Source organism: Neisseria sp. P0013.S005 (assembly GCF_051958425.1).
In the GTDB taxonomy this organism is placed as follows: Bacteria; Pseudomonadota; Gammaproteobacteria; order Burkholderiales; family Neisseriaceae; genus Neisseria; species Neisseria subflava.
In genome coordinates, this window is record NZ_JBQCVL010000002.1 from 1 (window position 1) to 25,797 (window position 25,797).

The window sequence follows — 25,797 nt, forward strand, 5'->3', positions numbered from 1 at the left end:
AGGATAGCTTTGAACATGGACAACAGGGGATAAGCGGGACGGCCGCGGTGGTCTCGGAGGTAACGGGTTCTTTGACGGTTCAGGTACTGTTCGATCGGTTGCCAATCAATCACTTGATCCAACTTCAATAGTGGGAAGCGGTCGATGTGTTTGGCAATCATGGCTTGGGCGGTTTGCTGGAAGAAGGTGCTCATGAGAAATCTCCTAAATGTCTTGGTGGAAATTTAGGGGATTTTGGGGGATTTTGCAAAGGTCTCGGGATATCAACGTATTAAAACCATTGGAGAAAGCGAAATTTATTTATACCGTTTCAGCTGGTGATTCAAAAGCCTCTGCAGGCATGGCTCAAGTTGGAAAAATGCTGAAACAAGATAAAGTCAGCTACGCCGAAACTGAGTTCTCTGCCAAATTACCGCAGACCGAACAAGACGCAAAAGTCCAACAAATGCTTGCCCAAGTCAAACGTATTAACTTCATCCGTTTCGCACCAAATACCGTAATTCCGGAAAACTCAACCCACAAAGGTGCAGAGCATATGTACTCATTTGATTACGCCTATTTACTCGAACCTGCCCGTGATTGGTTGATGCAGCAGCGGCGCGAAAAGTAAGCTTCAAGCACAACTTTCAGGCTACCTAAAACCAAGTGTAGGCTGCTTTTAAGGTAGTCTGAAACCCAAAAAAGCAGCCTGCACTTGCCTTCAAAAATTAAGGGGATGATGTAGATTGGCACTAAAACAAATCTAGAATAAACTATCAATAAATATAAATATTTAAAAATAAAGGTGACAATATGAAACTACATTCGATAAAAATTACCAATTTCCAAAGTTTTGGTGAGAAGCCAACAAAATTTACATTAGAAGAAATCACCTACCTAATTGGTCCAAATGGCTCAGGAAAGACGGCTGTTTTACAAGCACTATGTAGATTATTTGCTTTTGATCCATCTTTGCGTCGAGTTAAGCGAACTGATTTCCATATTCCACAGAATGAATCTTCTCCCCCAGATCAAAGAACGCTATGTATTGAAGCTGATTTTATTTTTCCTGAAACAGCAAATGCTGACGATAATTCGACAGTAGCTCCTTTCTTTAGTCATATGAGATTAGATGGGGTAACTGGTTTGCCCCGTGTACGTTTTCGTTTGACAGCAACAATGGATTTTATTGGAGAAATTGAAGAAAAATTTGAATATGTTTTAACTCAGGATGGAAAAACAACACAATCAGTTTCTAGAGCTGATAGAAGCCTTATCCAGCTACATTATCTACCCGCTCAAAGAAACCCATCAGATCATATAGCCTATAATACAAATGCTTTATTAGGTCGGCTATTACGGGCAGTAAATTGGAAACATGAGTCTGAAAATGTGCGGACACTAACAGAACAAATAAACTCGTGTCTTGAAAATAACACATCTGTTCAAATTATAAGTGACGCTTTGAAAAAGACTTGGGAAATTGTTCATAAAGGAAGCTATTTTAAAGAGCCTAAAATTTCTTTTGCTCATTCTGAAATTGAAAATATCTTGCGCCACATGTCTGTTTCATTTACACCTGGTCATGATAAGGAGATTGTCGATTTTTCTCGCTTAAGTGATGGGCAAAAATCTATGTTATACCTATCATTAGTTTTAATATCACAGTCAATCTACCATTCTGTTAGGAATAATGAAAATAACTCTTTTTATGTTGAAAAACTACGCCCTCCTATCTTTACCTTAATTGCGTTAGAAGAACCTGAAAATAGTTTATCTCCTCATTATTTAGGGAGAGTAATAGAAGCATTGAAACAAACGACACAGCATAATGATGCTCAAGCTATTATTGCAACTCATTCGCCCGCAATGTTACGTAGAGTTTCCCCTAAACATATTCGTTATCTACGCTTAAATGGCTTGAGAACAACAATGATTAGAATGATTTGTTTACCAGATGAATCAGATGATGCACATAAATTTGTTCGAGAAGCAATTCAGGCATTCCCTGAAATTTATTTTTCACGTTTAGTTGTATTAGGAGAAGGAGATAGTGAAGAAATTGTATTGCCTCGGATCTTAAGTGCTAAAGGGATTCCTGTTGATTCATCTGCTATCACAATTGCTCCTCTTGGGGGAAGACATGTTAATCATTTTTGGAGATTACTGTCTCAATTAGAAATCCCTCACATAACTTTATTGGATCTTGATGTTGCTAGATTTGGTGGGGGATGGGGAAGAATTAAATATGTAAAGGAACAATTAGAATATTATAAAAAGATCACTTTATGGGAAGATATCTCTATACCAGATTGGAATAATAATGATACTTTAATTAGAGAGAAGCACTGCTATTACCCAAAAAACAAACCATCATTTAATCTTTTTCAAAGGTTGGAAAGTCTAGGTGTATTTTTTTCTACTCCAATGGATCTAGACTTTGCAATGTTAAGCGCATTTCCTAATAAATTTGAAATAACAGACACAGAAACATTACCAGACCAAGATCTTATTAAATCTGTTTTAGGTAAAAAACATCATAATCCTGAACAATACACCGAAGAAGAAAGAAAACTTTTTGCTAGTTATCATAAATTATTTAAATTAGGTAGTAAGCCGGTAAATCATATTCAGGCACTTGCTGATTTAATTGATGAAGAATTATTAAAGAACATGCCAGAATCTCTTTCTCGTTTGGCGGACGCTGTGAAAACTAAATTATTGGGGATTCCGGAATGATTTCATCTGAACAATGGCTGCCTGCAGATGGATTAACGCTAGAACCTAATGCGATGAAAGCTGCAAAAGAGCAAGAAAAATGCTTAGCATTGACCGCTGGTCCCGGTGCAGGAAAAACTGAAATGCTAGCTCAAAGAGCTGATTTTCTTTTTCGTACAGGTACGTGCCGTTATCCAAAGCGAATTCTTGCAATTTCTTTTAAAGTAGATGCAAGCACGAATTTAAAAGAGCGTGTTAAACGCAGATGTGGTTCTGAATTAGCTTCTCGTTTTGATAGTTATACTTTTCATGCATTCGCTAAACGGATTATTGATAGATTTAGAATAGTATTAACCGGCGATGATGCCTTGTCGGAAAATTATTCTATTGGTAATAGAAAAATTACAGGAACACAAATTACATTTAACGATCTTGTTCCTTTGGCTATTGAAATTTTAAAAACTTCGAACATAGCAAGAAACGTTATACGGCAAACTTATTCAGATGTATTTTTAGACGAGTTCCAAGATTGTACTGACCTTCAATATGAATTAATTAAACTAGCTTTTCAGGGAACTTCAGCTAGATTAACTGCCGTAGGAGATACGAAGCAAAAAATTATGGGCTGGGCTGGTGCATTGGAAGGAGTTTTTGAAACATTTGCTCAAGACTTTTCAGCTGAACCATTAAATATGTATCGTAATTTTAGATCTAAACCTCGCCTATTAAGGTTACAAAACAGAATTATTCAAAATCTGGATCCTAATTCTGTTATGCCTGAGGAGTTATTGAGAGGCGATGAAGGAGAAATTTTACTTTGTGAATTTGAAAATGATGTTGAAGAGGCTAAAAGCATAGTAGAACGTATTAGCGAATGGATATCCAATGAAAAAATCCCATTACATGAAATTGCAATATTGGTATCTAAACAAGCTGAATCATATGCTGCAGTTATTATGAAAAATCTTGAAGAAAAAAATATTCCCTATCGTAATGAACAGCAATTACAGGATATATCTACAGAACCAATAACAAGGTTAATAATTGATTATCTTCTTTATTTTTACGGAGATAGAGAGCCTCAATCCTGGTTGCGATTACAAGAGCAAATACTACCATTTGTTGATGACAAGGAATTAGAATTTAGTAAACACCATTATCTTCAAGATTTTATTATTAACCAAAAGAAAATCATTAAAAAATCTGAAAGTACATCAGGAAGGTTTACTTGCTGGAGACAAGTTATGAGTTCTTTTTTAGAGCAACTTAGTATTGAAACAATAACCGCACTATCTTCCGATTATGAATCAGAATCTAGATTAAGAGAAATCGTAAATTCAACAACAACGAAAATTCAAGAATTACTAGAAAAAGAATCTGATTTAATTAAAGTGCTAAAATCCTTTTTAGATGATCAGGCAATTAGGATTATGACTATCCATAAAAGTAAGGGATTGGAATTTCACTCTGTTATTATGTTGGCTGTAGAAGAGGAAACATTTTGGGGAGATAAAGATGCTGAACGTTGTGCATTCTTTGTGGGCGTATCTCGCGCTAAGCAAAGATTGTTAATAACTAATTCCAAGGAAAGACAAAAACCAGAAGGTGAAAGGAGGTGGAGTTGTCACAGAAATAAACATGCTGAGTATTGGGAATATTTCATATAGCTTTCTAATAAACCCAAAGTTTGTCTAGAAATAGTTGCAAAAACACCTGAAAATTTGACCGCTCTTTAGCATAAAAAAGGCCGTCTGAAATTTAAGTTTCAGACGGCCTTTTATGTTTGAATTATTTACGACTTAAATACATTAGAATGTCAGCTGTAACTTGTTAAGGTATTTGTTGGAACTAGGCTACAACTGCTGAAATTCCTTGCGGAATGCCAACGGTGCTTGCTGCATTTCTTTCTTAAAAAATTTGCCAAAATGCGTAGCCTCTTCAAAGCCGAGTTGCCACGCGATTTCTTTGACGGACGCTTTCGTATAGGCTAATAATCGCTTGCTTTCCAATAAAATCCTTTGATTAATGAACTGTTTTGCCGTTAGCCCCGCATACGGATGATGCGTTGGCAGCCCGGTACGCTCCAACCCTCACCGATCCAGCCGGTACCTTCTTGGTCGGAATTATAGCTGTGGCTCCATACCAGCGGCAGAATGCATTCAAAGGCAAAGACGGTTTTGTTTGTCAGAAACTTTAAACCATGTATCGGATTGACCGGCTGACTAGCGCCCACTGCACCCTTACAGAATAGACAGGTTTTTTACTGAATTTGCCGTTCATATGGAACATATCGCCAGTGCGCACGATATAGTGTTTGAGGATTTTAACCGAGGAAGAATGACGCATCGGCCAGACCGGTTTGGTAGCGGTACGGCTTTTTACCCCTTTGCGGCCGGGAAGGGCGATTTCGTCGCCATAAGTCTTGTCCGTCTTACTGGCTTTAAAGACAAAAGCAGACTTACGGTTGAGGCGTATATCTTTGGCAACGCTCTTGGCACCTCCGAGAATGGCAAAGAGTGGAAATGGAATGAGCGGAACAGAAGGAGGAGTTGGTGGAGGCGGCCAACAGAAATTAGGGAGAGTAAATACAACGCAGAACTTGCTGCTTTTACGGGCGATTTTATTGACGCTTTACTCCAGAGCTTGGATGGTGATATGAAGATTGATATCCGTTGACTGAATCTTACTTTATTGGGATATGAAAAGAAAAGCGTAGTGAGAAAAAAAGAGGATAGCTGAGTTGAAATAATATCAATTGCGCTTACTGAAATGTGAAACACAAAAAGGTCATCTGAAATTTTTCAGATGACCTTTTCTTGTAAGTAATTGTAACACAGGAATTAATAGACTTAAATACTAGCATTATTAATTTAACATAATATAAATTAATTTCCTTTTCCCTATTTTTCACAAATTCTGCTGTTTTATTCCTATATGTCAAATGAGAATTAATGATACTCTAGAGAGTGTGCTCATAGTACTCCAATTTTTAGTATCAAATCAATAGGTTTTAATAGAAATTTGGCTGTTTAATTTTACTGTGACCCTATCATTAATTGTAGCCTGATGAAATAAAGTAGGGCAAAGATAGTGAATTGTGCTAACTTTGTTTAAACTTATTCAAAACCGATCAGATGGTCTTATTTTCATTAATTCTATTTTTTTCTCTCTACAATTAGTTATTATTACTTATAACTACTTTCAATCCATGCATTTTAGTTTCCACCGTTTCTCCTACTTTTTTTCAATCTTTCCTTAATCATGTGTGAACCTTTGCTTTTTCAGTCAATGACGTTATTTATTGGAGAAAAGTTTTCACTATCAGCCTTAACAATCACTATTAAAATATGCTCCGATGTTCTGTCTCCGCCTGTATGCGGCTTGGGCTACGGCGAGGCTGCATTCGAGTAGGTTGCGGTTTTCATATTCAGACGCGGTGTGCGGCTCGCTTTGGTTTTGCTTCCAAAACTGCAGTTGGGCGATGGCGCGGCGCAGGTCGGTATCGTTGCGGAGGATACCCAGATGGCGTTGGTTGAACGCTTGCAGGGTGGGGCGGCTGAATGCGTTTTGGAGACCGTCTGAAAAGATGTCTGCTCCGGCGGAGGGGTTTTCAGACGACCTTTTGGACGGTGCGGTTTGGAACGCTTGTCCATCTGCGACGGGCTGGTATGCCTGCCAGCTTTCGGCGTAGCTGCGGATGAGGTAAGCGTCGTATAAATCGTGGCTGAAGAACGACCAGAACACGGGTTCGTCCTGATAAGTCAGGCTGATGCCGTCGGGTGTATGGAGTTTCAGGTAGACTTGCGTTTGACGGTCGATATGCAGGGCGAGGCTGTTTGGGGAGGAGGGATGGTGGGGCAGTCTGCTGCGTATTGTTCCAGAACGGCGTTGAGCGATCGGTAGTGCATGGGGTGTATCCTTTGAAAGGCGTTCAGCGATAACTGATGACGATCATCGTACTGCCGTCTTTATTGTAGTAATACGCGCCCGCATTGCCCCATGTAAATCGGCGGCATTTGCCTGCTGCCGATGTTTCAATGGAGCAAGGGGCATCGCCCAGCTGCTTATCCAGCCATCGATCAAATTGTTTTCTGCGTTGCAATTCGCGCTCCTCCGACCATGCTGCCCAGCTATTGTCCTCGCCTATCGGGTAGAAGAATATGGATAAGCGCTCCAGCCGCTGCTGATCGAACTGGGCGGTAAGGGTGTATTGTTCGGATTGCTTGGTAAATGACAAACCGAAAAATGTTATTCCCGTTTGCAGATGATTCGGGCTTGATTTTGGGAAACATGCAATCCAGTCATCAAGCGTGGTTCGTGCACTAATAATATTGCAGTCCGGCAAGATGATGCTGCCGTTTTCAGGGTTTATCTTCATCGGTTTGAATTTCCAAATGTAGTTTTCAGACGACCTGAAGGCAAGCGGAAACAGACGATGAATGTCGCTTGAGCCTTCTTGATTTTTAGGTAGCCTCTTTATCATACATTTCCCGCAACACCTCCGTCAGCCAGTCGAACACCTTTAACACGCGCCCGGAAGTTACTGTGCGTTGCGGGCAGTAGATATAGAGTTGCCACGGGCGGCGCGGGATTTCGGGGAAGAGTTCCACAAGTTTGCCGTTTTGCAGGTAGGTTCGGCACAGATGTTCCGGGATATAGGCGGCAACGCAGCCTGACAGCGCAGCGGCGAGTTCGTTGGCAAGGTCGTCTGTGATGAAACGGATGTTTTTTTGGAAAAACGTGCATTTCTGCGTTGAGCGGCCAGCCCCACGGGCGGTTGGTGTTGGTGTCAATGAGCGACGATGCGGGGAAACGGCCGGTTAATTCGTCTAGGCTTTGCGGCGTGCCGTGGCGACGATTTTGTCGGTGGTGTCGCAGATTTTGTGGACAATCATCAAATCTTCCGCCTGTGTGCCGATGCGGATGCCGATGTCGAGTTGGTTTTTCACCGCGTTAAGTTTGGCGTCGTTGCTGCGCCAATCGATATAAAGTTCGGGATAGTCAGCGCATTTTTCCAGCAGGTGGGCGAGTATGCGGCCATTATCGTTCCACTGCGGTACGGTGATGCGGACGATGCCGCGTATCTCGTCTTTTTCTTTGGCGGCAGAAAACAGGTTTTCGCTGTCGGCAAGGAGCTGCTGGGCGCGCAGCAGGAAGGCTGCGCCAAACTCGGTCAGGTGGATATTGCGTGTGTTGCGGGTAAAAAGCTGTTCGCCGAGATGTTGTTCCAATTCGGCAATCACGCGCGTTACCACTTGCGGCGAAACGGACAGGCGCAGTGCGGTTTTGCGGAATTGCAGGGTTTCGGCGGTGGAACAGAAGTATTTTAGGGCGTTGAGTTTGTCCATGTTTAGAATAATTACGGCAAGGCTACCTGAAAAATATAACATGCTTTTCTAGAAAATTTTGCCTGATAGTGAAATCCATACTGGATACGGGGAGAAAAATAAGCCATAATGTCCGCAAAATTTCCCAGAGGAAACTATGGAACATACATCTTCTTTCGCCTTGCTCCAAGAGGCGCGTACCCGTTATACGCAGCGGGAATTGGCACAGAAAATCGGCAAAACTGCCAAAACCATCCAGCGGTGGGAGAAGGGGGAAACGCCTTGCCCCCCGATGCTGGAAGCTGCTTTGCGTGATTTGCTCGGCCAAACGGAGCACAGCAATAAACCATACAGGTTTAAATTTATCGATTTGTTTGCGGGCATCGGCGGCATCCGCATGGGTTTTGAAGCACATGGCGGAGAATGCGTTTTTACCAGTGAATGGAACGATTTTTCCAAAAAAACCTATTTGGAAAACTACGGTAACGGGCATCCGTTTGTCGGCGACATCGTGCCGTTTCCTGCTGAAAGCATCCCAAACCACGACGTGCTACTGGCCGGATTTCCCTGCCAGCCGTTTAGCATTGCCGGGGTCAGCAAGAAAAACGCACTCGGCAGGCCGCACGGGTTTGAATGCACCACGCAGGGCACGCTGTTTTTTGATGTCGCCCGCATTATTGCTGCCAAACACCCGAAAGCCTTTCTATTGGAAAACGTGAAAAACCTGTTGTCGCACGACAAGGGCAATACGTTTGACGTTATTCTGCATACTCTACGCGATGAATTGGGCTACGAAGTCCATTACCGCGTTATTGACGGACAACACTTTACGCCGCAACACCGCGAACGCATCATTATTGTAGGTTTCCGCGAAAAAACCGATTTTTCTTGGGATGATTTGCAACTGCCCAAGCAAGATCATAAGCTGGCCACCATTCTGCATAATACTGACGGATACGAACCCGTACTGCCGTGGGATGAAAACCGTTTTTTCAATCATGAAAGCGGCAAAGTGCAGGACAAATACACGCTTACCCCAAAACTATGGGCATATTTACAGGCGTATGCGGAAAAACACCGCGCCGCAGGCAACGGTTTCGGTTTCGGCATGGCTTACCCCGATGGTATCGCCCGTACCCTTTCCGCCCGTTATTACAAAGACGGTTCGGAAATCCTGATTTGGCAGGGGAAAGGCAAACGTCCGCGTCGTCTGACCCCGCGCGAATGCGCCCGCCTGATGGGGTTTCCCGATACGTTCCGCATACCGGTGAGTGATACGCAGGCGTACAGGCAGTTCGGCAACAGCGTCGTCATGCCCGTTATTCGGGAGGTGGCGCGGATTATGCTGCCGCGCATCTGCGCCATGATTGAAGCCGAAAGTACGCCGATTACCTTGCCTTTATTCGTGTAAGAAAGGGAAACTCATGAAACGCGGTTATTTGTCCGATTATTTCGAAGGCGTTGCCGTTAAAAGGTTGAGTGCGGTGGAAGCCGATGTTATCCGCTCAAACCAACATGAATTTAATGGCGTGGAAGGTTTGAAAAATATTCTTGGCGAGCCGAGCGGCAAGATGCGTTTTGCCGCCAAATTCTTATATCTGACAGACCAAGACGACGAACCGATAGCGGAAGACGGCTTTTTGACATGGTATGACGCCCGGCAAAGAGCGAGAATCGAACGTGGTGTCATGCGTTGGGAATATCGGCTTTATTTCCCGACTAATTTGGTTTCACAATGCGCCGCAGAAGGGGACTTGTTGGTTATCGCAAAGAAATCCGATGATACTTTGCTGGCCGTTGTTGCCGAAAAAGGGACAACCATAGAACATCAGATTTTATGGTTGTTCGGTTTTTCAGACCTGACCCATCCCGGATTTTCCGTCAAATCCGAATTAGAAAACGAACAGGACAGAATCAGCTTTGCTGCCAGAGTAGTTTTGGAACAAATCGGGGTAGAGATAGAAGATGAAGCACCCAATTATCTCGATGAGATGCTGTTGAAATTTAACGGTACGTTCCCCAAAACTACCGAATTTTCGGTTTACGCACGAAGCACCCTACCTGATTTGTCTGGTTTTGAAGACCCCGACAATGCGCTTTTAAGATGGATGGAGCGTGAAGAAATCCTGTTCCGAACTTTGGAGAAACACCTGCTGGGCAACAGCCTGCGCGAACTGACCCAAAACCACGCGGAAGACACCGAAGCCTTTATCAAACTGGTGCAAAGCACCTTGCAACGGCGTAAATCACGGGCAGGCTCAGCGCTGGAAAACCATATGGAACAAATCTTTCAAGACCATAAACTGTGCTATTCCCGCACGCCCGTTACCGAAGGAAAAAAGAAACCAGATTTTATCCTGCCTTCCATTACCGACTACCACAATCTCGAATTTCCCGCTTCACGACTGACCATGTTGGGCGCGAAATCCACCTGCAAAGACCGTTGGCGACAGATTTTAAATGAAGCCGACCGTATCCCACATAAACACCTGCTTACCTTGGAACCGAGTATCAGCGAAAACCAAACGGCGGAAATGCAAGACGAAAACATACAGCTTGTCCTACCCCAAGGCCTGCATAACACCTATACGCAGAAGCAGCAGCAATGGCTGATGGATGTGGGCGGTTTCCTTGATTGGGTGAAGACCCTTCAGCATTAGCACCTTAAATCAAATAAAGCAAAAAGCAGCCTGCAACTTCATTTGAAAGTGCAGGCTGCTTTTTTAAGTTTCAGGTAGCTTTAGACTTATAACTTCATTGAAGTTATGCTTTCAGGCTGCCTTGCATCTACGACCGTTTATCGGAATTCAAACAACTCCAAATGTTGCGACCGCGTTTTCAGGCTGTCTGAGATGCTACGTGTGAAACTGCGACTGCCGCAGAGCCACAGGTTGCGGTTTGCACTGTCTCGGACGGTTTGACCGATATGTTCGGTGGTGAGTCTTTGGGTTTCGGAGGGGATATAGTGGAAATAGACATTGGCTTGTTGTGCTAAATTTTGCCAGTGAGCGAGCGTTTCGGCAGGTAGGTTTCTATCGGCATGAAACCAGTCTGTCGGCTGGGTAGCGGGCTATTTGGCCAGTTCATTGAGTCGTGCGAGAAATGGGGTAAAACCGATACCGTTGCTAACCCAGATTTGCGCTTCTCCATCAGAAAAGTCGAATCGTCCGTATGCGCCGTCGATTTGCACGGTGTCGCCGATGTTCAGGCGCTGCGGCAGGCGGTGGGTGTAGTCGCCCAAGTCTTTGATCACGAGCGTGAGCTCTTGGTTGTCAGGCTGCCAGTTGGAGGCGATGGTGACGGGGTGGCTTTCTCCGTGTTCGCGTAAAAAGAGGAATTGTCCTGCGCGGTGTCCTTGCCATTTCGGGGCGTTCAGGGTCAGAGAGAGCAGTTTGTCGTTTTGATTCAGGGCGGATACGGTGGCGTTTTGCGGGTTGCCGATGCGCTTGAATAGGGCAATCAGCGAGCAGGCGATGCCTGCAAGCAAGGCGGCGATGAGCAGCCAGCCCAGCGGTTGCGACCAATAGGCAAAATTTGCCAGTACGATGGTGTGCCACACGAGCGCGAGATAACTGGGGACGATAAGTATGTGGAGTTTGGCAAACCAGCGGTAAGGTATACGTTTGATGAGGGCGGCGACAAGCAGGATGATTGCGACATAAAAAGCAATTTCGCCAACTTCTTCGGCAAAGTGGCGTTGGGTAGCCAGCCAATCTTTTAACGTCAATATTTCCTGCATCGGCGGGCGTGGCGGACGTTTTCCGTCAATCAGACTAAGTTCGATAAGCCATTTGGGGAATTGTTTGCAGATCCAATGCAGGATGCTGCCTGAAAGGGCAATGATGCCGAGCCATTTATGCAGGCGGTACATTTTGTCCAGCCCGCCAAGCGGGGTTTCCAGTATTTTGGGGCGCACAGCAAGTATTAGACAGCCACTCATGGCCAGTATGCTCAAGTTTGCCGATTTGGCTTTCTTCGGTTAGTACACGCACGCGGTTGTTCGGCAGGTTTTCTAAAATCCAAGCATGATACACATCGCTGAAATCTTCGACTTCACCAAAGGTGCCGGACCACGCAAGGCGAACAAGATTGCCATCTTCGCTGATATCAAATTCTTCTACTTTGCAAGTTACATGAAAACCAAACGTAGCAAAAACAAAGTTAGCACCTGCTGAAAGTTGAGTGGTTGATTGCTAACTTGTCCAATCTCAAGCGCTTTGAGCCGCCTCTTAAAATTCAAGGCTTTACCAAAACACTGATTTGGCACGAAAGGACCCATAAAGATCCTGCGTATCACTGGATCAGAGAGCTGATTGAAAAGGCTTGTGCCGCAAGTGCAGCACAGGCAAAGGGATTGATTTTAAATTTGGCTTTACAGTAAGCCAAAATCATCACCGTACACATGGATACCGTGAATTATACCGCCGTCAGCCGCGCCGATACGCGTAAATTTATACGCGGTTAAGGCATTGAAAGCCGCGTGAACGTTCCGAAAGACGGAGAAATCGTGAAGCTGGATTGATAAACTGCGCATTACCAAAGCAGCCTGCACTTTGTTCGCGATGTATGAATCAATAAATGTTTGGCTTCCAGCAGCAGGCGGTCAGTGATGACGGTTTTGGTAGACAGTCCGCTTTGGGCAAGGCAGAGCGTCCCCAGCGTTTTTTCGCTGCACGCCAGTTGCGCTGCATAAAACCCGACTTGGTGTTGCGTAGAAAAATGCTGTTCTAATAATCGGTTGAATTGTTGCCAACGCAGGTTTTGTTTATCTTCAGGCTGCATGTTTTGCGCGTAGAGCGTAATCAACAGCGTGAGAAAAGCCTGTAATTGCGCTTGAATCAAAGGTTAGGCATTGATGTTTTGCCAGTCGGCATAGCGGCAACGTTTGAGTTGCATCAAGGCAGGCAGCAGCAATTCTGCGTGTGATGCATCGACCACTTGGCGATAGGGAAGGTTTTGCCATTCTTGGGTCAGATGCGCAGGCAGAAGTTCGGCAGGAAAGGACAATCCCCAGCCATCCCAGCCCTGCATAGATAAAAAATGGTGTACCTGATTGGGACGTATCAGCAGCCATTCTCCTGTCTTTTGCACTATCTGTTCAAAATCCAAAAGATGCCGACATTCGCCCTCGGTTACCCATAGCCAAATATATTGGTCAAAGCGGTGTTGGCTGCCTAACTGGGTGCGCGCCTGTTCGTCATCAGGGTGCTGGCTTTGCCCCGGAGCCGTTGCCACGGGATTTGTACAGGCAGGTGATTTACAGGATGTTGATGCGTGGAAAAATGCCAAATCCGCCCAATCCGTTGCCGAATACGGTTATCAGGCAATGCAGCGTGGTGAGTTAGTTGCATTTAACGACGCCAAATTGAAATTTGCATCAGATTGGGTAATACCGTTTCTGTCGCGTAAAACTGTATTGAAAATGTCGCGCATGGCAATGGAAAAGCGAAAATAGTCTAACGTATAGATTAAAAGCCGTTTGAAGAATGAAGTTCAAACGGCTTTTTTGAATTATAAGAAAGCGACAAATATATTCTTTGGTAGAGACTAGAAATAAAAAATTAAAAAATACAAATTAGAGTTGCAAGTTAGGATTAAATATCACTATTATTAATTTAACATAATATAAATTATGCGAACTTAGACTAGTGTGATGCAATAGTCTTTTCTACAGATTATGGCCACAACCAAGCCCATGTGCTTCGTCCTTCTCCTTGCAGTAAAACTAAAGTTCGGCAAGCTGAGGCTGTGTTCATGCATTCGAAGCCGATTCCGTAGGCTGATAAGGCTGCAGCAATTTTGGGATGCAGAAATTTTTGTTTTGCTCCTGTACCTATGATAATGACTTCTGGACGGTTTTCTGCTGTTTCAATTGCTGATATAAAAATTTGTTCGTTTAATTCTTCGATGGTTGCTTGAGGAATGATGCTAATTTTGCCATCTTGCCAGCAAATGGGTTCTGAGTATGTTTGTTCACCGATTTGCAATATGCCTTGTGAGGATGAAAAAAATGATGCGGCTTCATCGATATGGTTTTCTGTGATTTTCATGGCAATTCCTGTTTTTATGGTAGAACGATTTTCAGACGGCCTTTGGAAACCTTGCAAAAAAAGGTGCAAAATCAAGCAATATCAGGTAGGATTCAACGTTTGACCTTGTGCATTGATGCTTTGCTCTGAATTTACGATTGCAAGCGATTATAACAAGCCTTGGTTTTTCGTGATTATTTTAAAGTATCGGCTCAAAAGGAGACACAATGAAGCCAGTAAATATCGGTCTTTTAGGTTTGGGTACAGTCGGTGGTGGTACGGCTACTGTATTGCAGGACAACGCTGCGGAAATCAGCCGCCGTTTGGGACGTGAAGTCCGTATTTCTGCTGTTTGTGATTTGAACGAAGAAAAAGCCAAACAAATTTGCCCGAATGCTGCTTTTATCGAAGATCCGTTTGAGCTGGTTCAACATCAAGATGTTGATGTTGTTGTTGAATTGTTTGGCGGTACCGGTATTGCCAAAGATGCGGTATTGAAAGCGATTGAAAACGGCAAACACATTGTTACTGCCAATAAAAAACTGCTGGCTGAATACGGCAATGAAATTTTCCCTTTGGCGGAAGAAAAAAATGTCATGGTGCAGTTTGAAGCTGCTGTTGCCGGCGGTATCCCTATTATCAAGGCTTTGCGTGAAGGCTTGGCTGCAAACCAAATCCGCAGTATCGCCGGTATTATTAATGGTACCAGCAACTTCATTCTTACTGAAATGCGTGAAAAAGGCAGCGCGTTTGCAGACGTATTGAAAGAAGCTCAGGCTTTGGGCTATGCAGAAGCTGACCCTACTTTTGATATCGAAGGTCATGATGCCGGCCATAAAATTACCATTATGAGCGCATTGGCATTCGGAACGCCGATGAACTTTTCTGCCTGCTATTTAGAAGGTATCAGCAAACTCGACAGCCGCGATATCAAATACGCTGAAGAACTTGGCTACCGTATCAAATTGTTGGGTATTACCCGTAAAACCGACAAAGGCATCGAGTTGCGTGTACACCCTACTCTGATTCCTGAAAGCCGTCTGTTGGCTAACGTTAACGGCGTGATGAATGCCGTCCGCGTCAATGCCGATATGGTTGGTGAAACCTTGTATTACGGTGCGGGCGCCGGTGCATTACCGACCGCCTCTGCCGTGGTTGCCGATATCATTGATATCGCCCGACTGATTGAAGCGGAAACTGACCATCGTGTTCCTCACTTGGCATTCCAACCTTCGCAAGTTCAAGCGCAAAATATTCTGCCTATGGATGAAATCACCAGCAGCTACTATCTGCGCGTTCAAGCAACTGACGAACCGGGCACTTTGGGTCAAATTGCCGCACTTTTGGCCAAAGAAAATGTTTCTATCGAGGCTTTGATTCAAAAAGGCGTGATCAATCAAAGCACTGCTGAAATCGTGATTCTGACCCATACCACAGTGGAACACAATATCAAACGCGCTATCGCAGCAATTGAGGCACTGAGCTGCGTGGATGCTCCGATCACCATGATCCGCATGGAAAGCCTGCATGACTGAGCAACAAACGGAAAGGCCGTCTGAAGAGCAACTGGCGGCCAGAAAAAAAGCTAAGGCAAAAATCCGCACCATCCGTATTTGGGCATGGATTATTTTGTCTTTGCTGGCTCTGACCGCCCTGCTCTCACAATGCGCGATGAACAAGCCGCAGATGAAACAAAATGTGGTGGAGTCTTGCGTGAAAAACATTCCTTTTGCTGAAAAATGGCAAGCTGATTTGAAGGCAAAAGGTTTGGATGCGCAAAACGAGAAATTGGCTCAAGACTATTGTGTCTGCATGTGGGATCAGCCTTTGAGCAAACTCTCTGACGAGCAAATCCGAAACTTCGGCAAAATCAGCACTGAGGAGCAACTCAAGCTCTTGGGTGGCGCGGAAGCTTTTGAGGCACGCGATAAGAAATGCGTGGCTGATTTAAAGGCTGAGTAAACTAAGTATCGGTTTAAATCAAAGCTACAAGGCCGTCTGAAATTCCAGACGGCCTTTTTTATATTGAATAAATAGTAATAAGAATTGATTTCATTATATTTTAAGTTTAAGATAGCTTTGTTAATTGCTTTCTATGGTTGTTGCCATGCGCTACCATTTTCCTATTGCCATTGATATTTATGATTTTTTGTATACCGGCCGGTTTGACTATTTGGAAATCGGACAATCGGCAGAGTCTATTTTGCAGATGTTTCCAGCGCCTGATTGCGTCCCTAAAGGCTTGTTAGTGCAAAAAGGCTGGAATATTTGGCTTTATGGTGACATTGAACTGCATTTCTCCGACAATCGTTTGACACAGATTCGTGCTGATTTTCAGCCTGATACTGCATTAAGCGGCGGCCGTTGGGTAAAGTTGAATCCGTGGTTTTTTGCAAATGGCTGCCTTGATGTATACGCTGTCATTCAGCGCTTGGTGCAACGCAATATCGATTTTATTAAAACGGAAACGCATACTAATTTGATTTTACAGCTGCAAAGCGGAGTTGAATTGATTTTTGAAAAATGTCGGGGTATGAAACTTGCCTCGTTCCGCAAACAAAAAGCCTCCCTGCCCCATTGGGCGCGAGAAACAGCTTCTTAAATAAAACAATGCCGTCTGAAAACATCATTTCAGACGGCATTATCAATTACAAACCATTCAGTAATTGTCGGATTTTGGTCATTGTCATAGAAACCTGTTCGTTACAGCCGTCATTTCCTTTTCCATTATCAAAGCAATCAATGCTGCTGACGCTGCAAAAGTGGGCATAGGCCATTTTCAACTCTCTAACCAAAACGGCTTCGGGCATGCCGGTCATACCGAGTACATCTACGCCGTCACGTCGATAACGGACGATTTCTGCGCGGGTTGGACGACGTGGGCCTTGCAAGCAGCCATAAACGGCGGAGTCGTAAATCGGCACATTGTGCGCTTTCGTGATATTCAACAATTCTTGTCGCAATTCATCGCAATAAGGGTTGAAAAAATCGGTATGGACAACCGGGCATTCTTGACCTTCAAAAAAAGTATCTTTACGGCCATAGGTATAGTCGATCAAATCATCCGGCAACACCAAACTGCCGTTTTCAAAATCAGGATTGATACCGACGACTGAGGAAATGGCAATGATGTTTTCAACGCCTAAAGAATGTAACGCCCAGATATTGGCGCGGTAGTTGATTTCATGTGGCGCGATGGTATGACTGAAGCCGTGTCGTGCAAGGAAAACAATGTCCAAGCGCCCCAACCTGCCGAACAAAATAGGGCTGCTGGTTAAGCCGTATGGAGTACGTACGATTTTTCGCTCAGTAATTTCGAGTTCCGGCAGTTTGGTCAAGCCGCTGCCACCGATAATGGCTAACATATAGACTTCCTTTGTTATCAATGGCCGTCTGAAACTTGGATTTCAGACGGCCTTAATATTATCGATTTATTTATGTTTGTAAAAATGGCTGCCGAAATAGGCAGATGCGCCTTCACGCAATAAAACCAATGTTACGGCGGCAAGCGGCAGGCCGGCAAGCATACCGACAAAACCCATCAGCTGTCCGAAAGCCATCAACGAGAAAATCACCCAGAACGGAGACAAACCAATGCGGTCGCCGACGATTTTAGGCGTAATGAAAAAGCTTTCCAAGAATTGTCCGACACCGAATACAGCCCAGACCATCAACAAGCCCTGCCATGAGCCATATTGCAAAAGCGCGGCAATTGTCGCCAGCAAAAGGCCGGTAAATGCGCCCAAATACGGAATAAATACCAAAATACCGGCAATCATACCGATGGCAAAGCCGGAATCCAAACCGACCAGCATCAAGCCCAAGCCATAGACCAAGCCCATAATCATCATAACCATCAGCTGGCCGCGCAGAAACTCGCCTAAGACTTCATCCATATTGCCGCTGATACGCGTGTAGGTCTCGATAAAACGGCGTGGAACCAATTTGCTGATTCCGGAAGACCAGCGTTTCCAATCCAACAAGAAGTAATATAGCAACAAAGGCAACAACACCAAATTGCTGACGCCGCTGATCACGTTGCCGCTTTGACGCATCAAGGTAGGAATCCATTCTTTGAGCGTATTGCTCAACTCATCCGTATGCGACTGCAACCATGCAATAATCGATTCTTGATCGATTTGAATATAATCCCCGCTGACGCTGTTAAGCCACGGCAGCAGTTTGTTTTGAACAAAGCCCACGATTTGCGGCAGGCGTTCGGCCAGATTGTTAAACTGGTTCAACAACATAGGTACGATAATCAGTACCAACGACAGCAATACCAGTAAGGCAAACGCCATAATAATCATAGAGGCCGGCGCGCGACGGATACGCTTCAATTGCAGCCACTCAACCAAGGGATTCAAAACATAGGCCAAAACGGCAGCCACAATAAACGGCGTCAAAACATCGCCCAAAGCATATAAAAGCCAAATAAAGGCTGCGATGACGCAAGCCATAATAATCCACGGTTTTGCACCGCGCGTTTTCTTTTGATACATAAAAAGGTGTTCCCCAGTTGATGCTTAAGGTTTTCAAAATAAATAAGCAGTATAACAGATTCACAAAGGCCGTCTGAATGCGCGAGGCTATTAAGATAAAATAAAAATTGTTGACAATAATGCCAAAAAAAATTCAGCCTGAATCCTCCAATTTAAGATAAAATACGCTCCGACAATCTACCCCCATACCCGAATAAGGAAATCCAATGAGCACTTCTTTGAGCTATCGTGACGCAGGCGTGGATATCGACGCAGGCGATCAACTGGTCGAAAACATCAAACCTTTTGCCAAGCGTACTATGCGCCCTGAAGTGTTGGGTGATTTGGGCGGTTTCGGCGCTTTGGTCGAAATCGGCAAAAAATACAAAAATCCGGTATTGGTTTCCGGTACGGACGGCGTCGGCACCAAGCTGAAACTGGCTTTCGACTGGGATAAACACGATACCGTCGGTATCGATTTGGTTGCCATGAGCGTCAACGACATTTTGGTTCAAGGTGCGGAACCTTTGTTCTTCTTGGACTATTTCGCTTGCGGCAAACTGGATGTTGCCCGCGCGACTGATGTGATTAAAGGCATCGCCCAAGGCTGCGAAGAATCCGGTTGCGCTTTGATTGGCGGTGAAACTGCCGAAATGCCGGGCATGTATCCCGAAGGCGAATACGACTTGGCCGGTTTTGCCGTCGGCGTGGTTGAAAAAGAACGCGTCATCAACGGCCGCAGCATTCAGGCCGGAGACGTTGTTTTGGGCTTGGCTTCCAACGGCGCACACTCCAACGGCTACTCTTTGGTACGCAAAATCATCGAGCGCGACGACCCCGATTTGGATGCGGAATTCGACAACGGCAAAACCTTGCGCGAAGCTATCATCGCCCCTACCCGCCTGTATGTGAAACCTATCCTTGCCGCTTTGGAAAAATTCACCATTAAAGGCATGGCCCATATTACCGGCGGCGGCATTACCGAAAACGTACCTCGTGTTTTACCTGAAAATACCGTTGCACAAATCGATGCCAAAGCGTGGGAATTGCCTAAACTGTTCCAATGGCTGCAAAAAGCAGGCAATGTGGAAACCCAAGAAATGTACCGTACATTTAACTGTGGTATCGGCATGGTTGTTATCATTGCCAAAGAAGATGCCGATACAGTACAGGCATTCTTGAGCGAACAAGGCGAAACCGTTTACCGTTTGGGCGCAGTTCGTGAGCGCAACGGCGACGAACATCAAACCCAAGTGGCTTGATTAAGATGTAATTAAAAAAGTGCGGATGATGAATCCGCACTTTTTTATTGTTTATGGTCTAAGCAAATCTCCGCCCTAGCCTGCTTCTTCCATAAAACCGGCCAACTGAGCCGTATCGTGGGCAATCATCAGCTCTTCATTGGTTGGAACAACCAAAACAGCCGGCATAGAACCTGTCGGGCTGATGATACCGGAGTTGCCGTAGCGTTTGTCCATATTGGCTTTGGTGTCGATGTGCAGACCTAAGAAATCCAAGTAGGAAACGGTTTTGGCGCGGATATTACGCGAGTTTTCGCCGATACCGCCGGTAAACACGAGCGCGTCAACGCCGCCACAAGCCACAGCCATCGAAGCAATATATTTGGCAAGGCGGTAAGTCATGACTTCCAAAGCCAAACGTGCGCCTTCATGACCTTCATCCGCAGCGATTTCCAAAGAACGGCAGTCGTTGGAGAGTTCGGAAATACCGAGCAAGCCTGATTTTTTGTTCAGCATTTCATCAACTTGGGCAACATCCAAACCGGCGTGTGAAGTCAGATAGCTGTATACGCCCGGGTCGATGTCACCGCAGCGCGTACCCATTACCAAGCCTTCGATCGGCGTGAAGCCCATACTGGTGTCAACGGATTTGCCGTTTTTGATGGCGGTAATGGATGCGCCGTTGCCTAAGTGGGCAATAATCATGCGAATGTCTTCCAACGGTTTGCCCAAGATGCGTGCGGCTTCAGGGGCAACGTAACGCATACTGGTACCGTGGAAACCGTAGCGGCGGAAAGCGTATTTTTTACGCAATTCGCGCGGAACGGCATAAGTGTAGGCGCGCTCCGGCATGGTTTGGTGGAACGATGTATCCATCACGCCGACATTGGGCAGGCCGGGGAAGTGTTCCTGCGCGGCGAGGATGCCGCTGATGTTGGCGGGGTTGTGCAGCGGGGCAAGCGGGATGCAGGCTTTCAGTTCGTCAAGGACGTCTTGGTCGATGAGGACGGACTCGTGATATTTTTCGCCGCCGTGGGCGATGCGGTGGCCGATGGCTTTGATGCGGTCGTGCAGGCCGTGTTTTTCCAGTTCGTTCAACAACATACCCACCGCGCCGGCGTGGCAGTTGCGGCCGGTTAAAGCTGTTTGGCATTTTTTGCCGTCTTTGCTGAACGTAATGACTGCTTCGGGCGTACCCAAACGTTCGCCGAGACAGCTTAAGAGAACTTTACCGTTTTTACGATCGATAACGGCGCCTTTGAGTGAAGAGCTGCCGCAGTTCAGAACAAGAATGAGTTGGTTGGACATGGTGTTTCTCCTTTGAATTTTTGATTGTTTTTTTGGCTTCAGGCCGTCTGAAAAGAGCAAGAATCTTTGAGCGCTTTCCAGATTGCCTTTGGTTTGGTGTTTAGTCAGGCTTAATGCCCAATCCTAATCTCCATTGCAGGTATCGCTACCCGACTAAAATCTGCTTATTTGGTTTTCAGACGGCCTTGTTTAATGCTGCGGCCGTCTGAAAACTTAAAAGCAATCTTCCGGCACTCGGACTTGTCCTTCCATAATCACGCGTGCGCTACGGCTCATGACCGCTTTGGTGGCCGTCCATTGTCCGTCCTGACATTCGGCAGCGGCACCGACACGCAGTGCGCCCGACGGATGACCGAAACGGACTTCTTTACGCGCTCCGCCTCCGGCTGCAAGGTTGACCAGCGTTCCGGGCACGGCGGCGGCGGTAGCGATGGCAACTGAAGCAGTACCCATCATGGCGTGGTGCAATTTGCCCATGCTCAGCGCGCGTACCAACAAGTCGATGTCGGCAGCTTGGACGGTTTTGCCGCTTGAAGCAGTGTAATCGGCCGCGGGAGCAACAAAAGCGACTTTCGGAGTATGGGCGCGGGTGGCGGCTTCGGATACATCGCTGATCAAACCCATTTTCAGCGCGCCATACGCGCGGATGGTTTCAAATTTTTCCAGAGCCGCGGCATCGTTGTTGATGTCGTCTTGCAACTCTTTGCCTGTGTAGCCCAAATCTGCGGCATTCAGGAAAATGGTTGGAATCCCGGCATTGATAAGCGTGGCTTTCAGACGGCCTATATTCGGCACATCAATTTCATCGACCAAATTGCCGGTTGGGAACATACTGCCTTCGCCATCGGCCGGATCTAAAAATTCGATTTGTACTTCGGCTGCCGGAAACGTTACGCCATCAAGCTCAAAATCGCCTGTTTCCAAAACTGCGCCGTTTTGCATCGGTACATGGGCAATAATGGTTTTGCCGATGTTTTTCTGCCAGATTTTGACGGTACACAGGCCGTCTGAAGGGATTTTGCCTTTATCGACCAAGCCTTGCTCGATGGCAAATGCGCCCACGGCGGCGGTCAGATTGCCGCAGTTGCCGCTCCAATCGACAAAAGGTTTATCGATGGAAACTTGTCCGAACAAGTAATCGACATCGTGATCGGCACGTTCGGATTTGTCCAAAATCACCGCCTTGCTGGTGGACGAGCTGGCGTTGCCCAAACCGTCTATCTGCTTGCCGTAGGGGTCGGGGCTGCCGAGTACGCGCAACAGGATTTTGTCGCGCGCGCTACCCGCTTCCCGCGCCGCCTCGGGCAGGTCGGAACGTTTGAAAAACACGCCTTTTGATGTGCCGCCGCGGTAGTAAACGGCAGGGATTTTGATTTGCGGCATTTTGAGTTTCTCCTTGTGTGATGCAGATTAGCAGCAGAGGTAGGTTGGGTTGCAAACCCCAAAAAACCGTTGGATTTCACAAAATGTTGGGTCTTAACCCAACCTACAACTTCTGTGTCGGTCATCAATGCCCGACCTACGCACCACTTTAAATTGTAAAAATCTATGGTTTTTTTGTAAATTTTATAAAACTAATTATTGCTAAAACAGCCATTATAAGAGCAGTAATTGCTCCTACTAGGCTAATGGTAAACAATAAGAAAAGTGTCGAAAGCGCAAAACTCCACGTTGCCAGAATGGGAATCCAAAAAGTATGCTTATCTAAGTTAAATTCATTTAACATTTTAATCGATAACTCATCGTCTTCTATACCTTTTATTAAAAAACATAGTATGGAATTTAATATTAAACTTACTGAATATCCAACAATGGCTATTTCAAGTGTCAAGTCTCTATCTTTAGAATCTATATTTGCTGCACTTATTAGGAAGGCAAATGAACCTGCGCTCAAAGCAGCAAATGTCCAAAACTGGAAATTTAAAAATGATTTATTATTAATCATATGATTAAAAATTTTCTGCTTGGTTACCTTATCTTCTTGTGTCTTCATATTTACTGTTTAATTTAAATTGAAAATTTAACCATAAATAATTTTCAAACGGTCTTCTCATAAATCATAAAAAGACCGTCTACCTTTATGCTACCACACCTTCCAAAAAGTCCTGTGCAAACCGTTGCAACACGCCACCGGCTTCATATACCAACACTTCTTCTGCGGTATCGAGGCGGCAGGTCACCGGAACTTCGATGGTTTCGCCGTTTTTACGGTGGATGACGAGAGTCAGGTCGCAGCGCGGTTTGCGTTCGCCGACAACATCGTAGGTTTCCGTACCGTCCAGTTGCAGGGTGTGGCGGTTGGTACCCGGTTTGAACTGCAGCGGCAACACGCCCATACCGATCAAGTTGGTGCGGTGGATACGCTCGAAGCCTTCGGCAACAATCGCTTCCACGCCGGCGAGGCGTACGCCTTTTGCAGCCCAGTCGCGGCTTGAGCCTTGACCGTAGTCTGCACCGGCAATAATGATGAGCGGCTGTTTACGGTTCATATAGGTTTCGATGGCTTCCCACATACGCATCACTTGACCTTCAGGTTCAACGCGTGCCAGCGAACCTTGGCGTACGCTGCCGTCTTCGTTTCTCACCATTTCGTTAAACAGTTTCGGATTGGCGAAGGTGGCGCGTTGGGCGGTCAAGTGGTCGCCGCGGTGGGTTGCGTAAGAGTTAAAGTCTTCTTCAGGCAAACCCATTTTCGCCAAATATTCGCCTGCGGCACTGCTGGCCAAAATCGCATTGGACGGTGAGAGGTGGTCGGTGGTGATGTTGTCGGGCAAAATTGCCAGCGGACGCATACCGCTCAATGTGCGTTCCCCTGCCAGTGCGCCTTCCCAGTAAGGTGGGCGGCGGATATAAGTGGACATTGGACGCCAGTCGTACAGCGGGCTTGGTGCTTTTTGCGCTGTGCCGGTGTCGAACATCGGGATATAAACGTCGCGGAATTGCTGCGGTTTCACATATTCGGCAACGATGGCATCGATTTCTTCATCGGTAGGCCAAATATCTTTCAGGCGGATTTCTTTGCCGTCTGCAACGCCGAGTACATCGTTTTCAATATCGAAACGGATGCTGCCTGCCAGCGCGTAGGCAACAACCAACGGAGGCGAAGCGAGGAAAGCCTGTTTCGCATACGGATGGATACGGCCGTCGAAGTTGCGGTTGCCTGATAATACGGCGGTAGCGTACAAATCGCGGTCGATGATTTCCTGCTGGATTTTCGGATCCAGCGCGCCGCTCATGCCGTTACAGGTGGTACATGCGAAGGCAACGATACCGAAGCCGAGTTTTTCCATTTCAGGCAGCAGGCCTGCTTCTTTCAAATAGATTTCGGCTACTTTTGAACCCGGGGCAAACGAAGATTTCACCCAAGGTTTGCGTTGCAAGCCGAGACGGTTGGCATTGCGTGCCAACAGCGCGGCAGCGACAACGTTGCGCGGATTGGAAGTATTGGTACACGAAGTAATTGCGGCAATAATCACTGCGCCGTCAGGCATTTGGCCGTCTGAAGGCTCTTCATAAGGTTTTGCCAAGCCTTTGCTGGCCAAATCGGCGGTCGCAAAACGGGCATGCGGATTACTTGGGCCTGCCATATTGCGCGTTACGCTGTTCAAATCAAATTTCAATACGCGAGGATAAACGGCGGTTTTCAAGGCATCTGCCCACAAGCCTGCAGTTTTGGCGTAGGTTTCCACCAATTTCACTTGCGCGTCGTCGCGACCGGTCAGTTTCAAATAATCAATGGTTTGCTCATCAATAGCGAACATCGCGGCAGTCGCGCCGAACTCAGGGGTCATGTTGGAAATAGTGGCACGGTCGCCAATAGACAGGCTTCTTGCGCCTTCGCCGAAGAATTCGACAAATGCACCAACCACGCGCTCTTTACGCAAGAATTCGGTCAGTGCCAACACGATGTCGGTGGCAGTAATGCCCGGCTGACGTTTGCCGGTCAGCTCCACGCCGACAATATCAGGCAGACGCATCATGGATGCACGGCCCAACATCACGGTTTCGGCTTCCAAACCGCCCACGCCTACGGAAATTACGCCCAATGAATCGACGTGCGGCGTATGGGAGTCAGTACCCACACAAGTATCAGGGAATGCTACGCCGTTTTTAACTTGGACAACCGGCGACATTTTTTCCAAGTTGATTTGGTGCATAATGCCGTTGCCCGCCGGAATCACGTCCACATTTTCAAATGCGGTTTTTGTCCAGTTGATGAAGTGGAAACGGTCTTCGTTGCGTCTGTCTTCGATTTCGCGGTTTTTGCGGAAGGCATCAGGATCGTAACCGCCGCATTCAACGGCCAAAGAGTGGTCAACGATAAGCTGGGTTTGCACCACCGGATTCACTTTGGAAGGATCGCCGCCTTTTTCGGCAATCGCATCACGCAAGCCTGCCAAATCCACCAACGCTGTCTGACCCAGAATATCGTGGCACACCACGCGTGCAGGATACCAAGGGAAGTCGATTTCCTGTTTTCCCTCAATCAGCTGGCCCAGCCAGCTTTGCAGCGTAGGCAGGTCGACTTTGTCTGCACGGTTGACTAAGTTCTCAGCCAAGATACGGCTTGTGTAAGGCAACTTGTCGTAAGAGCCTGGTTTGATGTCTTCACACGCCTGACGCGCGTCATAATATTCCAAATCCGTACCGGGCAAAGCTTTGCGGTAGCGTTGGTTGGCAGTCATGTCGGTTCTCCTAAATCTATTATTTTTTT

25 protein-coding genes and 2 pseudogenes are annotated in these 25,797 nt (G+C 46.0%); 9 read left to right on the forward strand and 18 right to left on the reverse strand.

Annotated features, from left to right (window positions below):
• Positions 1-194 (reverse strand): annotated as a pseudogene (locus tag ACTHTA_RS02145) (IS5/IS1182 family transposase); the annotation flags it as partial.
• Positions 195-208: 14 nt separating this feature from the next.
• Here ACTHTA_RS02145 and ACTHTA_RS02150 point away from each other — a divergent pair.
• The 3 genes from ACTHTA_RS02150 (at position 209) to ACTHTA_RS02160 (ending at position 4,364) form a co-directional block, all read left to right on the forward strand.
• On the forward strand, positions 209-610 hold the full coding sequence (locus ACTHTA_RS02150; RefSeq protein WP_308888092.1) for a hypothetical protein: 402 nt from the start codon (positions 209-211) through the stop codon (positions 608-610).
• A gap of 182 nt (positions 611-792) precedes the next feature.
• Complete coding sequence (locus ACTHTA_RS02155; RefSeq protein ID WP_308888091.1) at positions 793-2,718, forward strand: ATP-dependent nuclease; 1,926 nt, start codon at positions 793-795, stop codon at positions 2,716-2,718.
• Positions 2,715-4,364 carry an ATP-dependent helicase gene (locus ACTHTA_RS02160; protein ID WP_308888089.1) on the forward strand — a complete coding sequence of 550 codons (1,650 nt, stop codon included), beginning with the start codon at positions 2,715-2,717 and terminating at the stop codon, positions 4,362-4,364. The genes ACTHTA_RS02155 and ACTHTA_RS02160 overlap by 4 nt, the downstream gene beginning before the upstream one ends.
• A gap of 186 nt (positions 4,365-4,550) precedes the next feature.
• Here ACTHTA_RS02160 and ACTHTA_RS02165 read toward each other — a convergent pair whose 3' ends face one another.
• The 7 genes and pseudogenes from ACTHTA_RS02165 to ACTHTA_RS02195 all read right to left on the reverse strand — a co-directional run bounded on the left by ACTHTA_RS02165 (position 4,551) and on the right by ACTHTA_RS02195 (position 8,087).
• On the reverse strand, positions 4,551-4,784 hold the full coding sequence (locus tag ACTHTA_RS02165) for a helix-turn-helix domain-containing protein (protein WP_083311759.1): 234 nt from the start codon (positions 4,782-4,784) through the stop codon (positions 4,551-4,553).
• Complete coding sequence (locus ACTHTA_RS02170) at positions 4,739-4,930, reverse strand: DUF6531 domain-containing protein (RefSeq protein WP_070632444.1); 192 nt, start codon at positions 4,928-4,930, stop codon at positions 4,739-4,741. Before ACTHTA_RS02170 ends, ACTHTA_RS02165 begins: the two co-directional genes overlap by 46 nt.
• Positions 4,891-5,316, reverse strand: a complete 426-nt coding sequence (locus ACTHTA_RS02175) for a PAAR-like domain-containing protein (RefSeq protein ID WP_250591202.1) — start codon at positions 5,314-5,316, stop codon at positions 4,891-4,893. The genes ACTHTA_RS02170 and ACTHTA_RS02175 overlap by 40 nt, the downstream gene beginning before the upstream one ends.
• Positions 5,317-6,024: 708 nt before the next feature.
• Positions 6,025-6,369: pseudogene (locus ACTHTA_RS02180) on the reverse strand (L-aspartate oxidase); the annotation flags it as partial.
• A 259-nt stretch (positions 6,370-6,628) separates the two neighbouring features.
• Complete coding sequence (locus tag ACTHTA_RS02185) at positions 6,629-7,075, reverse strand: hypothetical protein (RefSeq protein ID WP_440364122.1); 447 nt, start codon at positions 7,073-7,075, stop codon at positions 6,629-6,631.
• 85 nt (positions 7,076-7,160) lie between these two features.
• Positions 7,161-7,490: a LysR substrate-binding domain-containing protein gene (locus tag ACTHTA_RS02190; RefSeq protein ID WP_250589977.1), complete on the reverse strand. Its 330-nt coding sequence runs from the start codon at positions 7,488-7,490 to the stop codon at positions 7,161-7,163.
• A gap of 36 nt (positions 7,491-7,526) precedes the next feature.
• Positions 7,527-8,087 (reverse strand): LysR family transcriptional regulator, encoded by a 561-nt coding sequence (locus tag ACTHTA_RS02195; protein ID WP_250589978.1) that lies wholly within the window; start codon positions 8,085-8,087, stop codon positions 7,527-7,529.
• A 94-nt stretch (positions 8,088-8,181) separates the two neighbouring features.
• Between ACTHTA_RS02195 and dcm the strand changes: the two genes are divergently transcribed.
• Both dcm and ACTHTA_RS02205 read left to right on the forward strand, forming a co-directional pair.
• Complete coding sequence (gene dcm / locus ACTHTA_RS02200; protein ID WP_308888087.1) at positions 8,182-9,435, forward strand: DNA (cytosine-5-)-methyltransferase; 1,254 nt, start codon at positions 8,182-8,184, stop codon at positions 9,433-9,435.
• Between the two features lie 13 nt (positions 9,436-9,448).
• A complete protein-coding gene (locus ACTHTA_RS02205) occupies positions 9,449-10,684 on the forward strand; it encodes a type II restriction endonuclease (RefSeq protein WP_250589981.1) in 1,236 nt (411 codons plus the stop codon).
• Positions 10,685-11,094: 410 nt separating this feature from the next.
• Here ACTHTA_RS02205 and ACTHTA_RS02210 read toward each other — a convergent pair whose 3' ends face one another.
• The 4 genes from ACTHTA_RS02210 to ACTHTA_RS02225 form a co-directional block, all read right to left on the reverse strand.
• Positions 11,095-11,964, reverse strand: coding sequence for a ferredoxin reductase family protein (locus tag ACTHTA_RS02210; RefSeq protein ID WP_440364106.1), 870 nt, complete (start codon positions 11,962-11,964; stop codon positions 11,095-11,097).
• 593 nt (positions 11,965-12,557) lie between these two features.
• Entirely contained in the window at positions 12,558-12,866 is a 309-nt protein-coding gene (locus tag ACTHTA_RS02215) for a hypothetical protein (protein WP_250589984.1), read from the reverse strand.
• A 3-nt stretch (positions 12,867-12,869) separates the two neighbouring features.
• Positions 12,870-13,259: an AraC family ligand binding domain-containing protein gene (locus ACTHTA_RS02220; protein WP_250589985.1), complete on the reverse strand. Its 390-nt coding sequence runs from the start codon at positions 13,257-13,259 to the stop codon at positions 12,870-12,872.
• Between the two features lie 440 nt (positions 13,260-13,699).
• Entirely contained in the window at positions 13,700-14,074 is a 375-nt protein-coding gene (locus tag ACTHTA_RS02225; protein ID WP_308888083.1) for an Mth938-like domain-containing protein, read from the reverse strand.
• 206 nt (positions 14,075-14,280) lie between these two features.
• Between ACTHTA_RS02225 and ACTHTA_RS02230 the strand changes: the two genes are divergently transcribed.
• The 3 genes from ACTHTA_RS02230 (at position 14,281) to ACTHTA_RS02240 (ending at position 16,655) form a co-directional block, all read left to right on the forward strand.
• Complete coding sequence (locus ACTHTA_RS02230) at positions 14,281-15,588, forward strand: homoserine dehydrogenase (protein ID WP_308888082.1); 1,308 nt, start codon at positions 14,281-14,283, stop codon at positions 15,586-15,588.
• Positions 15,581-16,015 carry a hypothetical protein gene (locus ACTHTA_RS02235; protein ID WP_308888081.1) on the forward strand — a complete coding sequence of 145 codons (435 nt, stop codon included), beginning with the start codon at positions 15,581-15,583 and terminating at the stop codon, positions 16,013-16,015. The genes ACTHTA_RS02230 and ACTHTA_RS02235 overlap by 8 nt, the downstream gene beginning before the upstream one ends.
• Positions 16,016-16,148: 133 nt before the next feature.
• Positions 16,149-16,655: a hypothetical protein gene (locus tag ACTHTA_RS02240; RefSeq protein WP_308888080.1), complete on the forward strand. Its 507-nt coding sequence runs from the start codon at positions 16,149-16,151 to the stop codon at positions 16,653-16,655.
• Positions 16,656-16,701: 46 nt separating this feature from the next.
• Here the strand turns inward: ACTHTA_RS02240 and ACTHTA_RS02245 are convergent, their stop codons facing one another.
• Both ACTHTA_RS02245 and ACTHTA_RS02250 read right to left on the reverse strand, forming a co-directional pair.
• Positions 16,702-17,418 carry an S-methyl-5'-thioinosine phosphorylase gene (locus ACTHTA_RS02245; RefSeq protein ID WP_308888079.1) on the reverse strand — a complete coding sequence of 239 codons (717 nt, stop codon included), beginning with the start codon at positions 17,416-17,418 and terminating at the stop codon, positions 16,702-16,704.
• Positions 17,419-17,484: 66 nt separating this feature from the next.
• Complete coding sequence (locus ACTHTA_RS02250) at positions 17,485-18,555, reverse strand: AI-2E family transporter (RefSeq protein ID WP_308888078.1); 1,071 nt, start codon at positions 18,553-18,555, stop codon at positions 17,485-17,487.
• 206 nt (positions 18,556-18,761) lie between these two features.
• On the opposite strand from ACTHTA_RS02250, the gene purM reads away from it, so the two are divergent.
• Complete coding sequence (gene purM / locus ACTHTA_RS02255) at positions 18,762-19,796, forward strand: phosphoribosylformylglycinamidine cyclo-ligase (RefSeq protein ID WP_308888077.1); 1,035 nt, start codon at positions 18,762-18,764, stop codon at positions 19,794-19,796.
• 75 nt (positions 19,797-19,871) lie between these two features.
• Here the strand turns inward: purM and ACTHTA_RS02260 are convergent, their stop codons facing one another.
• The 4 genes from ACTHTA_RS02260 to acnD form a co-directional block, all read right to left on the reverse strand.
• On the reverse strand, positions 19,872-21,083 hold the full coding sequence (locus ACTHTA_RS02260; protein WP_283121816.1) for an acetate kinase: 1,212 nt from the start codon (positions 21,081-21,083) through the stop codon (positions 19,872-19,874).
• A 213-nt stretch (positions 21,084-21,296) separates the two neighbouring features.
• Positions 21,297-22,466, reverse strand: a complete 1,170-nt coding sequence (prpF, locus tag ACTHTA_RS02265; protein WP_308888076.1) for a 2-methylaconitate cis-trans isomerase PrpF — start codon at positions 22,464-22,466, stop codon at positions 21,297-21,299.
• Positions 22,467-22,629: 163 nt separating this feature from the next.
• Positions 22,630-23,076 carry a hypothetical protein gene (locus ACTHTA_RS02270; RefSeq protein ID WP_308888075.1) on the reverse strand — a complete coding sequence of 149 codons (447 nt, stop codon included), beginning with the start codon at positions 23,074-23,076 and terminating at the stop codon, positions 22,630-22,632.
• 85 nt (positions 23,077-23,161) lie between these two features.
• Positions 23,162-25,768: a Fe/S-dependent 2-methylisocitrate dehydratase AcnD gene (acnD, locus tag ACTHTA_RS02275; RefSeq protein ID WP_308888072.1), complete on the reverse strand. Its 2,607-nt coding sequence runs from the start codon at positions 25,766-25,768 to the stop codon at positions 23,162-23,164.
• Positions 25,769-25,797: the final 29 nt, after the last annotated feature.